Source organism: Streptomyces sp. CT34 (genome assembly GCF_000805335.1).
GTDB lineage: Bacteria > Actinomycetota > Actinomycetes > Streptomycetales > Streptomycetaceae > Streptomyces.
The window spans coordinates 7,735,166-7,747,245 of record NZ_KN708638.1 but is presented as its reverse complement, the minus strand read 5'-3'; the positions used below and the strand labels follow the sequence as shown (position 1 = coordinate 7,747,245).

The window sequence follows — 12,080 nt, the reverse complement described above, 5'->3', positions numbered from 1 at the left end:
GGGCGGGGGGGGGGGGGGGCCTGCTCGGCGGCGGCCCAACGGGGCCGGTCACCGCTCCCGGGGAGCTCGATGGTGGCCGCGGCGAAGCCATCCGCCGCGGCGTTCCGGGCCCGCCCCGCCAGCCGGGGGTACATCTTGCCGAGTCCGAGCGGGGGGTGGCCGAGCAGGATCAGCGGCACCGGTGCGGACGCGGATGCGGATTGAGGCGTCCACAGGATGCCGGGGATCTGGCCGAGGGTGAACTCGCGTTCCAGGACGCCGTCGTCGAGGCGCTGTTCAGAAGTGAATTGCATGGTCGTGCCTTTCGGGAGTGCACAGAACGGCGCTCCCGGACGACCTATCGCCCGACCGTGACCCCGGAGGAGAGCACCCACGTCGATACGTTCACGGGTACCACCTCCTCAATCTCTCGCACGGCCTCCGGAAACGTAGCAGTGGTCGCCGTGGTCCGCCAAACGGGTTCCTGTGCGGGCTCGTGGCCGGATGCCACGGACTCGGAACACTACGCAGAGCTACTTGGGGCCTCATCGCGGCTTCCCGAGGTGAGGCCCTGCGACGGTCGGGGGGGCGCTGGGGGCACTGGGGCACTGGGGCACTGTCGCTTCTCATGAACTTCGAACACGACGCGCCGCCGACACCTCCCCATCTCATGTACACGTGCTGTCGGCTCGGCTCCATGGCGCCCCCGGTCACAGCAGCGGCGCTTCGGCAGCGGCGGTTGCGGCGGTCAGGAACTCGCCGTCGGTGAGCGCGGCGGCCACGGCCTCGATGTCATCGCTCATCCACCGGTCCCGGTCCAGGAACGGCACCAGCTCGCGCACGGTCGCGTGGGTGGCCTGCGCGACCGGGCTCAGCTGCCCCAGAGTGCCGTTGATGTCCACGGCCTGGGCGCCGGCCAGCAGTTCCACAGCGAGGATGCGGTTGTTGTTCTCCAGGACCCGCCGTGCATTGCGGGCGGCGATCAGGCCCATGCTGACCACGTCCTGGTTGTCGCCGTTGGAGGGCACGCTCTGGGTGCTGGCCGGGCCTATGGTGCGGTTCTCGGCCACCAGCGCCGTCGCCGGGTACTGGGCACCCGCGAAGCCGGAGTTGAGCCCGGGGTCGCCGGCCACCAGGAACTCGGGCAGCCCCTCGCTCAGATGCCGGTTGAGGAGCCGGTTGGTCTGCCGTTCGGAGAGCACCCCGAGCTGGGTGAGCGCGATGGTGGTGTAGTCCATCACGAACGCCACCGGCTGGCCATGGAAGTTGGCGCCGTGGAAGACCTCCCGGATTCCTTCGCCGCCGAGGAAGAGCGGGTTGTCGTTGGAGGAGTTCAGCTCCGTCTCCAGCTTGTCGGCGGTGTGGTCGAGGGTGTCGCGTACGGCGCCGAGGATCTGCGGGATGGCACGCAGCGAGTACGCCTTCTGAATGTAGATGTCGGTGCGGGTCACATCGGTGTCGCGTTTGCCGGCCGCCGCTTCGGTGCGTAACTCGGCGTGGTCGCGGAGCAGTTTGCTGCCCCGCATGAGGGTGCGCAGATTGGCGGCGCTGGCGATCTGCCCGCGGTGCGGGCGGGCGATGTCGTGGCCCTCGGGCTGGAAGGGGCCGGCGGAGGAGCGCAGTGCCTCCACGACCAGACCGGAGACGATCTCGGCCTGCCGCACCTGATCGAGCGCGGCGGTGGCGACCAGGCAGCCCAGGCCCGTCATGGCGGAGGTGCCGTTGATGAGGGCCAGCCCTTCCTTGAACCGCAGTTCAAGGGGTTCGATGCCCAGGGAGCGCAGCACCGGGCCGGTCTCGACGCGCTCGCCGTCCTTGAGGAGATAGCCCTCGCCCATCACCGTGGCCGCGAGGTGGGCGAGCGGAGCCAGATCGCCGCTGGCGCCCAGCGAACCGATCTCCGGGATTGCGGGAGTGATGCCCTCGCTCAGATACAGCGCCAGCCGCTGGAGAATCTCCGGCCGCACCGCGGAGTAGCCCCTGGCCAGGGCGTTGAGCCGGGCGGCGAGGATGGCCCGGGCCTCGCTTTCGCTGAACAGCGGCCCGACGCCGGCGCTGTGGCTGCGGACGAGGTTGGCCTGGAGTTCGGTCTCCTTGGCCGTGTCGACCAGCATGTAGATCATCTCGCCGTAACCGGTGGTCACCCCGTAGACGGGAATGCCGTCGGCGACGGTCTGCTCGAACAGTTCCCTGCTGTGTGCGGCCCGCGTCAGGGCCTGGTCGGCGACTTCGCAGCGGATGCGCCGACCGGCGACCGTGCGGACATCGGTCATACGGAGGTTCTCGCCGTCGAAGACGACGCGGTGGGGAGGGCTGCCGTTCTGGGAGCGGGAGGAAGGAACGGTCTGGGGCATCGGTCATTACTCCTGTTGGTCGGTGGGAAGCGAACGGTCGTCGGGGATAAGGGAATCGGGTTTTGGACGAGGGCCGGGAGCGGGGAGGGTTCTGCCCCGGGTCCGGCAGACGAGGAGGAGGGCGCCCAGCGCGGCGACCCCCAGCGGGTAGAGCACCGCGGGCCAGCTGAACGGCAGAATGACCGCACAGGTCACGGCGGTCGGCACGGCCGCGGCCCGGCCGGCGTCCCCCCGCGGCAGGATGCGGAAGGCTGCGGCAGCGGCCACCAGATACACCGCGACGAAAGTGGCGCTGGGCCAGGCCATCAGCGCCTCCAGGTTCGGCAGCGTGGCCCCGACGACGCCCACGACGACGGCGAACGCGCCCGTCAGCCAGCCCAGGGCACGGGTCGGGGTGCCGAACCGCGGGTGCAGCCCGGCCAGTTGGGCGGGCAGACTCCCGTCCCTGGCCTGTGCGTACATCAGCCGGGAGAACCCCGCGATATTGGTATGCACCGCCACGAAGGAGCAGCACACGGCGAACAGCGCCATGGCCGCGCCCGCCGTACGGCCGAGCACGTCCGCGGCGAGCACACTGATGGGAGCCAGTCCGGATGCGAATGCGTACACACCCGAGCCGACGGTCACCACGGCGGACAGCCCGTAGAGCACGGACAGCAACAGCGAGGCCAGCCCCATGCTCAGCGGCAGATCCCGGGCAGGATGCCGGAACTCCTCTGCGAGGTGCACCACCATCTCGAAGCCGATGTAGGACCAGAAGATCAGCAGCGCCGCCGTGCCGACCGCACCCCAACCGTGCGGCATGAACGGCTCGAAGTGCCGGGCCCGCACCTGCCCCAGGCCCAGCAGCGACACCCCGGCCAGTACCACCGCGATCAGCGCCACCAGCCACGCCTGCACCCGCCCCGACAGCCGCATGCCTCGCGCGTTGAGCGCGCACGAGGTGAACAGCAGCGCGCCGGCGACGGCCACCGACCAGCCGGGCGCCAGGCCGTAGTACGCGGTGACGTAGTTGGCGCCGACCAGCGCGATCACCGGTACCGAGAACGGCACGGAGGCCAGCAGCCACCAGCCGGTGAGCTGCGCGGTACGCGGCCCGAACGCGGTCTGCGCATAGGCGACGATGCCTCCCGCACGTGGAATGCCGGCCCCGGCCCGGCCGAGCGTGAGCGCCAGGGCCAGTGCGAACACCGACATGGCCGCCCATGCCACCAGCGCACCGGGGCCCGCGGCGCGGGCGGTGAGCGCGGGTAGCACCAGCACGCTCGGCCCCAGCACGGAGCCGACCGCCATCGCGGTCCCGTCCGTGACCCGCAGCGTGCGGCGCAGTCCGGCCTCGGGCATGGTCGCATCCCTCCCCGCCGTGCGCTTTCCGGACAGTCCGGGCACGGCGGGGCCATGTTGCCAATGCCCCCTGATTTTTCGATGATGTCGAGGACATGCACAGGGCTGATCGTTCCTGCCGGACAGGGGGAAGCGCCGCAGTGAAGTTCTGTCTGCTCGGCACCATGGAGGTGCGGGACGCGCACCGCGTACTCGACGCCGGGCCCCGGCTGCGCCGACTGACCCTGGCGCTGCTGCTCCTGGAGGCCAACCGGCCCGTCGGTCTCGACAGGATCGTCTCGCTGTTGTGGGACGCGGGCCCGCCGCCGACCGCCCGCAACTCCGTCCACGGGCACATCTCCCGGCTCCGCCGTCTGCTCGGCGGCCTGGAGGGGGTGCACCTGCGCACCCACGGCGACGCCTACGAACTGTGCGTGGACCCCGCCGAGGTCGACGCCCACCGTTTCACCGCACTCACCCGGCAGGCCGCGGACGCCTCCGCCGCGCAGGATGCCCGTACGGTGACGGCGCTGCGCGAGGCCCTGGGGCTGTGGCGCGGGGAGATGCTGGCCGGGATCGCCACGGACGAGGTCCGCGCGCAGTACGGCGCGCCTTGGGCCGAGGCCCGGCTGACCGCCTACGAGCAGTGCATCGATGCGGAGTTACGGCTGGGCCGGCACAACCGGCTCGTCCCGGAACTGACCGCGCTCGTCTCCGACCACCCCACCCGGGAACGCTTCACCGCACAGCTGATGATCGCGCTGCACCGCAGCGGACGCCAGGCCGAGGCCATCACCGTCTACCGGCAGACGCGGCAGATACTCGCCCGGGAATTCGGTCTGGAACCCGGCGACGCATTACGGAACCTCGCCACCGCGGTGCTGCGCGCCGACCCCGGCCTGGCCAGGCCCGCCGTACGGGACGACAGGGCGGAGCTGTTGCCGACCGCAGTGCGCCCACTGGTCACACCGCGCCAACTCCCCGCCACTGCACCGCACTTCACCGGTCGCGAAGGCGCCCTCGCCCGGCTCGACTCGCTGCTGGGCGGTCCGGAGACCGGCGTGGCGGCTGTGTCAGGACCGGCAGGCGTTGGCAAGACGGCGCTCGCGCTGCACTGGGCGCACCGGGTCGCGGACGAGTTCCCCGACGGACAGCTCTACGCCGACCTGCGCGGCTGCCGCGCTCGGGAAGCCCTCTCCCCCTCCACCGCTCTGGCCCGGTTCCTGCGGGCGCTGGGCGCCGCACCGGAGTGGGTGCCCGCCTCGCTGGACGAACAGGCCGCGCTGTACCGGTCGCTGGTGGCCGGCCAGCGCGTCCTGATCATCCTCGACAACGCCCACGACACCGACCAGATACGCCCTCTGCTGCCCGGCAGCCCCGGCTGCGCGGTCGTGGTCACCAGCAGACCGCACCTGGCCGAACTGGTGTCATTACACGGAGCGTTACCCGTCAAGCTGCGTCGCTTCGGCGAGCAGACCTCGCTGGCGATGCTCGCGCGGGTGGCGGGTGCGGAGCGCATCACCGCCGAGCCCGACCAGGCCGCCGCGCTGGCCCGCCGGTGCGCACATCTGCCCTCGGCCCTGCGCCTGGCCGGCGGACAACTAGCGGCCTGCCCTGACCTGACCGTCGGACAGCTGGCTGCACGGCTCGACGGGGCGCGGCCCTCCTCCGGCGGCGAATCGGACCGGTCGGCACACCCGCTCCGCACGGCCGTCGACAACAGCTGCGCCATGCTCCAACCGGCCGCGAGGAACGCCCTGTTGCGACTGCGGCTGCTTCCGGCGCAGGACACCACCGCACAGGGCGCCGCTGCACTGTGGGACGTCACCGAGAGCGAGGCGTTGCCCGTCCTGGAGCAGCTGCGGTCCTGGCATCTGGTCGAGTGCACCTCCCCAGGCCGCTTCGGTGTACCCCGGCCCTTGCGGGCCCACCTGCACCGGCAGGCCGCCAGGCAACCCGATCCCGCCGGGGACCACGCCGCGCGCGGCCGGCTCCTGGAGTGGTACGCGGGCCATGCCGACGCCGCTGCCGACCTGCTGTATCCCGGCTTCCTGCGGATGCCGTCCGCCGCCGGGTGCGGCGCCGGTGCGCGGGTACGGTTCGACAGCCCGGACGCGGCGCGTGCCTGGCTGGAGGCCGAGGCCGACGCACTGCTCGCCGCCATCGTGGACACCGCCAGGCGCACCCCGCGTTGCTGTGCCTGGCGGCTCACCGACGCGCTGCGTGGCTTCTTCTGGCTGCACGGGCGCCATACGGACTGGCACCTCGCCGCCCGCACCGGACTGTACGCCGCCCAGCGGGAGGGCGATGCGCGGGCCGAGGCCGTGATGCGGCACGGCCTCGGGCACGCGCTGCGCCAACTCGGCCGCCATGCCGAGGCGTTGGAGCAGCTGAAGGAAGCCCTGCGCATCCACCGCCGGCTCTCCTGGGTGGCGGGCGAGGCGGTCACACTGGGCAATCTCGGCATGCTCCTGGCCGAACAGGGGCGGGTCGACGAAGCAGTCGCCTGCCATCAGCGCGCCCGCACCCTCCACCGGCGCACGGGCGCCCAGGCAAGCGAATCCATCGCCCTCAACAACCTCGGCGACGCCCGTCGACTGCAAGGAGACACCCGTGCCGCCCGGCATCATCACCAGGCGGCCCTGCGACTGGCACACGAATCCCGCTGCCACCAGAGCCTGATCCAGGCCACCATCGGACTTGCCGCGGCCCACCTGCGCGACGGCCGTATCGCAGACGCACTCGACGGCCTCCACGACGCGGTCACGGCAGCCCACACCGCGGGCTTCCTCCCCCTGGAAGCCCGCGCACTCACCGTCCTCGCCTGCGCCCACCACGCCCAGGGCACCCAGCCCCAGGCCCGGCTCTACGGACGGCAGGCACTGGACACCCACCACCTCCTCCGCGTCAACAGTCCCACTGCCCTGGGCCCTGCACGCCCATAGCCGAGCCCGGCGCGGTCGGTTCGGCCCCCACCTGGCGGCAAGGGCCCGTTTGCCCCTCCATGACCGCCGCCCTCGTCGAGTGGCGATCCATGGCTCGCCCTCGAGTTGGAGTGCAACCGCCACAGGCGCTGGCCAAGCACGGACCGGACGACCTGCCGCCTCTCGACGACAACCGAACCCTGACCCCCTGACGGCGTTCGCCCGGGTACCTGGCTGTGGTTCACACCTGGGGGCCTGCACCCTGCATGGGGACACATTCACCGCCTGGTGATGCTCATGCATGCGGACAGCTTGTACTGCGAAGTGTCGCTGGATGAGTCCACCATCCACCGCGTCAAGCCTCACCTGCCCATCCTGGAGCGCACCCCTCCGGTGAACGCCGCCCGCGAGGCCGGGGGTGCCTCCAGGGCCCACCAGTGCGGGCCGCGTCCCCGGCCACTGCGGCCGGAAGGGCAGTGGCTGCGATGGACGGTCGCCGAGCACCTCGCGTTCCTCGACAAGGACGACCAACAACGCCCCCATCGGCCACTGCGAGAACTACGGCGACCCCCTGGTTCCGCACTGCAACGGAGGTTGCCGGGCGATCATCTGCCACGGTGCTTGCGCGCCAGGCACGTGCTGGGCTGTTGGGGTGGTACCGCGTTGCGATCCGTGTCATCCGGGTTTCCCGCGATCACGTCGGCGATAACACTCCCCGTGACTCGCCCCCTACGGGAAGGAAGCACATGCGAATCCGCACCGCTGTGGCGACCACCGCTGTTGCCGCCATCGCCGTCCTCGGCACGGCGGGTGTTGCCGCCGCCGACGGCGACCCGGGCGATGGAACCGGCACCGCGGGCATGCCTTCCGGCATGCCCGCGGGAACGGGCAACCCCCCGGCCATGGGGTCGGACAAGGTCACGGCCAACTACCCCCCGTCGCTGTTCGACCTGGTTCCATCCCTGAACAAACAACTGATGCCCCCCGACCCCGGTCGCAAGCGTCCGAGGCAGCCCGCACGCAAAGGCTGACTCGTGGACACCTCGGCGCCTACGCCAAAGACCTAAATAGCCAATGCTCAATTCCTCAAGTTGCGGGCATATGAGGTGTGTTGGGGTCGCATAGCGGGGTGGATGTGCCGGCGTTGTTGTGGGCTCGGGCCGGTCAGTGGCCGGCCTCGACGGATCGCCGAAGCCGAGCGGTCGCAGATCATCGCGCTGGCCAAGCAGACGCCGCCGGGCAGGCCAACCGTTCAGGCGGACGGATGCCTGGCTGCCGCCGACGAGGCCGGGCCACCGGAATGGACGCTGGGCTGTCCGGCAGCCGAAGCCGGACGCCCGGGGATCGAGGTCCAACGCTCCCAGGTACGGCGGATCCTGCTGAGCGAAGAGGTCCGATGGCGCCGCACCCGGTACCGGACCAGGTCCAGGGTTAAGGACTTCGAGGGAAAAGGACGCGGATCGTCGGCCTGTCCACCAGCCACCCGACGGCGCCACAGTCATCTGCGCCGACGAGCTCGGCCCGGTGATCCCCGCAGTTTCCCACCGGCGCCGGGCTGGTCGCCAGATGGACACCGCGTCAAATCCGAACTCGACTTCAGCCGCAGACCGGAGAAGACCTGGGTCTACGCCGCCTTCCGTGTGCGTGATGGCCATGAGGTCACCATGACTGCCCCGTCCCGCAACAGTGCCTTCTACCAGCAGTTCCTCCAGAAAGTCGAAGACGCCAACCCCACGGGTGAAATCGTGGTCGTCACAGACAACCTGTCCTCACACAACAGCTTGTCCACCCCCACCTGGCTGGAGGAGCCCCCCCCCGCATCCGACACGTCTTCATCCCCGTCGGTGCCTGCCGGCTGAACCTGCGGGAACGTTGGTGGCGCATCTTCCGTAAAGCCGCCCTCGCCGGCCAGTCCTTCGCCGGACCAGACGAAATCGACCAGGCAACCCGTCTGGCAACGGCCCAGCTCAACTGGGAGGACTGGGGTGTGGCTCCTCAAGGGCTGGATGCCGCGTCGTTGTGGGGCAACTCGCTTCGCCGTCCCGGCTCTGGCCGAGCGCGTCCGCCACGAGCGGCGTCAGGATCTGGAGAGCCGGGACCGCAAGCTGATGCCCCTGTTCATCTGCGCGAAGATCCTGGCCCCGGACGCCCACCCCGAAGACCCCCGCCTTGAACCGGCACGCCGCATGGCCGCGCAGGTCGCGGAGGACCTTCAGAGAGGCCGACGTCTCGCTGTTCGCGGCCGTGATCGTCGAGTGCGTCTCCATCACGCCGTTGGTCCGTCACGTCCATGGCCTACGAGGGGGTGCCCTCATGGTGCTGCGAACCCGGTCGGCTGAGGTTGAGAGAGCTGATGCTGTCGGTGACGGCTGCCGCTGTCGCACTGTGTGCTACGCCGTGGTCCACAGCGCGGCGATCTCCCGTGCGGCTGCCTGGCCTTGGGCGAAACCGGCGTGGCCCGCAGGGGCCCTGCTGGCGGGGGACAGCGGGTCGGTACCAAAGGCGGCAAGAGCGGCCTCGTCGGGAGTGATGACCTCGATGAGGCCGCCGCATTCGGCGATCGAGGCCGCGTCGACATCGAGCACCGGGTCGGGCATGGGAGCGATGACGAGCGTGCGGGCGTAGCCTGCTGCGAGATCGAGGTTGGTGAGTGAACGGATGCCGCCGTCGATGTAGCGGTCGTCGCCGATCGTCGCGGCAGGCCAGACACCGGGGATGGCGCAACTCGCCGTCACGGCATCCACCAGGTCGACGCCAGAGGTACGGTCGAAGGTCCGGGTCTCACCGGTGACGGCGTGCACGGCGACCACCGACAGTTTGCGCTCTGGCCACCTGTGGGGCGGCAACCGACCCTCGATGCCGCCCCGCCGCTCGGCCTCGGTCACGGTCTCGGCGGCCAGTGCCATCTCGCCCATCCGACGCAGGCGTTCCACGGGGTCGGTGACCTCGGCATCCAACTTCTCGCCGAACGCGAAGAGCTCGGCGAGCGCGCCCTCCTGTGGCGTCAGCTCCTTCTGCTGTAGGGCAGGGTCCACCTGGGCCTGGAACAGCGCCGGCAGTTCTACGCCGCTGGTGAGCTGTGCGGCCACTGCCGACCCGGCCGAGGTGCCGAACAGGGCGTCCGCGTCGGTGACATCGATCCCGGCATCGGTGAGACCAGCCAGTACGCCAGTCGCCCAAGCTATGCCGGCCACTCCGCCACCGCCGATGACCAGTGCGCGTTCGTTCTTCATTCCTACCCCCAGGACTGTTGATCCGGTTGAACGTCAGTGCAAAGTCTCAGGCGGCAGGGATATTCCCGACGGCGGGGCTCGACGATGGATGGAAACCTGTCCGAGCGGCGCGGAGGAGGCGTTGGTAGTCACGGAGGGTGCCGGTGTTGGTCCGGCCCCGCAGGGCGCGTCCGGTTCCTCAAGGTGAGAGGGGCTGTCCGTGCCGACGTCGGAGACAGGCGTCGCAGGTCCGAAGTGGCAAACCCTGCCTGCGGCATTGCGTCCGTTCGGCACACTACGGCCAGCCGCTGGCGGAGGCCGCCCCTTCGGGGGACATGCGGGGGACGGAAGGGCAACGGCGATCAAGGAAAAGTCGGGCAAGAGCAGGCAGGAACCGCTCCTGGCGCCCCGGCGCCCGGTCGTCACCTGAGCCGCCGGACACCCCGTCAGGGCCCGGCCGGCACCCGGTGGCGGACCGTCGAGCCGGCGCGGTCCTTGACCACTTGCAGTTGGGACGGGATGCGTGCCTTGAGGTCGGCGACATGGCTGACGATGCCGACGCTGCGGTCACGTTCGCGGAGCGTGTCGAGGACGTCGAGGACCTCGTCGAGGGTCTGTTCGTCGAGGCTGCCGAAGCCCTCGTCGATGAAGAGGGTGTCCAGCCGGGTGCCGCCCGCCTCGTGGGTGACGACATCGGCGAGGCCGAGCGCCAGCGCGAGCGACGCGAAGAAGGTCTCGCCGCCGGAGAGGCTGGCGGTGTCCCGCTCCTGACCGGTCCAGGCGTCGATGACGTGCAGGCCGAGGCCGGAGCGCCGGGCACCGCCGGCCCGTTCGTCGGAGTGGACCAGGGTGTACCGGCCGCCGGACATCCGGTGCAGCCGGGCGGTGGCCGCCGCGGCGACCTGCTCCAGGCGGGCGGCCAGCACATACGACTCCAGGCGCATCCGGCGTTCGTTCTCGCTGGAGGTGCCGGAGGTGAGCGAGGCGAGGCGGGCGATCCGGTCGTAGGCGGCGCGCAGCGGGGCCAGGCGGCGGGCGTCCTCCTCGGCCCTGGCGGAGAGCCGGTCGAGGGCGGCGCAGCGTTCGCGGGCCGCGGCCAGGCCGGCGGCGGCGGTGCGCAGCCGCTCCGCCGCCGCGCGGTGTGCGGTGCGGGCGGCGTCCGGGTCGGCGGGCGGCAGGGCCGCGGCGGCGGCGAGCTCGGGCCGGTCCAGCTCGGCCGCCACGGCCGCCGACTCGGCCTGCCGGTCGTCCAACTCCCGTTGAACGGCCCGTCGTTCGGCGTCCGGGAGCACGGCTTCGGCCGCCGCCTCCGGAGTGTCGAACCCGGCGCGGTAGGCGGCGTCGGAGAGCTGTGCGTCGGCCTCTTTCAGCCGCTGCGCGCAGCCGGCGGCCGTACGGGACGCCTCCGCGGCGGCGGCGAGCAGCGCGATCCGCCGCGCCAGCCGTTCGGCCCGCTCGGCGACGCTGCCGCAGTCGCCCCGCGCCTCGGCCAACTCCGCCTCCAGCGCGGCCCGTTCGCGGTCCAGTGCCTCTCGGTGGGAGGTACGGGCGGCGGCCCGGCGCTCGGCCTGTTGCTGTTCGTCGCGGCGCCGCTCGTACTCCCGCTCGGCGCGCGACAGTGCCTCGCGGGCGCCGTGCAGATCGGCTCCGACGGCGCGGGCGCGGGCGAAGTCGGCCCGCAACTGTTCGACGTGTCCGGCGAGTTCGTCGGTGGGGGCCCCGCCGGCCGCGGCGCCGGCGGCGGCCAGCGCCTCCTTGACGGACTGGCGGTGCTCCTGTGCCCGCTGCCGGGATTCCTCGGCGCGGTGGTGGGCCTCCAGGGCGGCCTCCTCGGCTGCCCGGTCGACGTGGCCGGCGTCGGCTCGGGCCGGGTCCGGGTGCTCGGTCGCGCCGCACACCGCGCACGCCCGGCCGTCCCGCAGTTGGGCGGCCAGTTCGGCGGCGATCCCGCGCAGCCGCCGGTCCTTGAGGTCCAGCCAGTGTTCCCGAGCCGCTGCGGATCGCTCCCGGGCGGTCAGCAACTTCGCTTCCGTCGACCGCAGTTCGTCGGTGAGACGGTCGCGTCGGCGGCCCGCCTCCAGCCGTTCGGCGGCCGGTGCGATGCGGTCGCCGAGCGCTTCCGCGCGGCCGACGGCCTCCTGTGCGGTCTCGATCCGCCGCTGGTGGGCCCGGCGCGCGGCGTCCCATTCGGCGAGCCACTGCGCGGCGTCCAGCAGCGTCTGCTCGTCGGCGTGCGCCTCGCGGTCGAGGGCGGCGCGCTCCCGGCCGAGGTCGGCGGCCCGCCGCCC

At 71.6% G+C, this 12,080-nt stretch carries 7 protein-coding genes and 2 pseudogenes; 4 read left to right on the top strand and 5 right to left on the bottom strand.

Features of this window, described 5'->3' with window-relative positions:
- The 3 genes and pseudogenes from RZ84_RS42150 to RZ84_RS33625 form a co-directional block, all read right to left on the bottom strand.
- Positions 1-293 (bottom strand): annotated as a pseudogene (locus RZ84_RS42150) (alpha/beta hydrolase); the annotation flags it as partial.
- A gap of 396 nt (positions 294-689) precedes the next feature.
- A complete protein-coding gene (gene cmdF, locus RZ84_RS33630) occupies positions 690-2,333 on the bottom strand; it encodes a tyrosine 2,3-aminomutase (protein ID WP_043268343.1) in 1,644 nt (547 codons plus the stop codon).
- 6 nt (positions 2,334-2,339) lie between these two features.
- Positions 2,340-3,677 (bottom strand): APC family permease, encoded by a 1,338-nt coding sequence (locus tag RZ84_RS33625; protein ID WP_052230353.1) that lies wholly within the window; start codon positions 3,675-3,677, stop codon positions 2,340-2,342.
- Between the two features lie 140 nt (positions 3,678-3,817).
- On the opposite strand from RZ84_RS33625, the gene RZ84_RS33620 reads away from it, so the two are divergent.
- From RZ84_RS33620 to RZ84_RS42140, 4 genes and pseudogenes are all read left to right on the top strand, one after another.
- A complete protein-coding gene (locus tag RZ84_RS33620) occupies positions 3,818-6,601 on the top strand; it encodes an AfsR/SARP family transcriptional regulator (RefSeq protein WP_052230352.1) in 2,784 nt (927 codons plus the stop codon).
- A 725-nt stretch (positions 6,602-7,326) separates the two neighbouring features.
- Positions 7,327-7,611 (top strand): hypothetical protein, encoded by a 285-nt coding sequence (locus RZ84_RS33615; RefSeq protein ID WP_043268341.1) that lies wholly within the window; start codon positions 7,327-7,329, stop codon positions 7,609-7,611.
- Positions 7,612-7,713: 102 nt separating this feature from the next.
- Complete coding sequence (locus tag RZ84_RS42145) at positions 7,714-8,439, top strand: transposase (RefSeq protein ID WP_241777980.1); 726 nt, start codon at positions 7,714-7,716, stop codon at positions 8,437-8,439.
- 113 nt (positions 8,440-8,552) lie between these two features.
- Positions 8,553-8,796 (top strand): annotated as a pseudogene (locus RZ84_RS42140) (hypothetical protein); the annotation flags it as partial.
- 174 nt (positions 8,797-8,970) lie between these two features.
- Here RZ84_RS42140 and RZ84_RS33605 read toward each other — a convergent pair.
- Together RZ84_RS33605 and RZ84_RS33600 are read right to left on the bottom strand one after the other, a co-directional pair.
- Positions 8,971-9,813, bottom strand: a complete 843-nt coding sequence (locus tag RZ84_RS33605) for a patatin-like phospholipase family protein (protein WP_052230351.1) — start codon at positions 9,811-9,813, stop codon at positions 8,971-8,973.
- 425 nt (positions 9,814-10,238) lie between these two features.
- The coding region (locus RZ84_RS33600) for an SbcC/MukB-like Walker B domain-containing protein (RefSeq protein WP_043271608.1) at positions 10,239-12,080 on the bottom strand (1,842 nt) is incomplete at its 5' end.

Bases quoted from the DNA above. Each gene is read 5' to 3' on its own strand.
- cmdF (WP_043268343.1), bottom strand. From the start codon at position 2,333: ATGCCCCAGACCGTTCCTTCCTCCCGCTCCCAGAACGGCAGCCCTCCC.
- RZ84_RS33625 (WP_052230353.1), bottom strand. From the start codon at position 3,677: ATGCCCGAGGCCGGACTGCGCCGCACGCTGCGGGTCACGGACGGGACC.
- RZ84_RS33615 (WP_043268341.1), top strand. From the start codon at position 7,327: ATGCGAATCCGCACCGCTGTGGCGACCACCGCTGTTGCCGCCATCGCC.
- RZ84_RS42145 (WP_241777980.1), top strand. From the start codon at position 7,714: ATGTGCCGGCGTTGTTGTGGGCTCGGGCCGGTCAGTGGCCGGCCTCGA.
- RZ84_RS33605 (WP_052230351.1), bottom strand. From the start codon at position 9,813: ATGAAGAACGAACGCGCACTGGTCATCGGCGGTGGCGGAGTGGCCGGC.